A 262-nucleotide genomic window follows, 5' to 3' on the forward strand; every position below is an offset into this window, starting at 1 on the left:
TATATAATCTTGAATCTTCAGTTGATCTTTTTCTTCCTGATACACAATATCTGCAAAGAGCTGCTTTTTGTTCAACATGCCAATGACATGGTCTTTATCCCCTGAAAATACTGGAAAGCGTGTATACTTTTCCTTTGTCATGATGGCCAGTATATCGTCTAATGGCATATCTTCTGGGATTGCGCAAATTTCTCTTCGGGGTATCATGATCTCTCTGGCAATTCGATTATCGAAATCGAAAATTTTGTTCATATAGTTATAT

General features: G+C 35.9%; 1 protein-coding gene. It reads right to left on the minus strand.

Annotated elements, in window-relative coordinates; translation table 11 throughout:
- A partial coding sequence (locus SB775_RS30765) for a CBS domain-containing protein (protein ID WP_410865055.1) occupies window positions 1-262 on the minus strand: 262 nt, incomplete at both ends.

The organism is Peribacillus sp. SIMBA_075, from assembly GCF_046534585.1.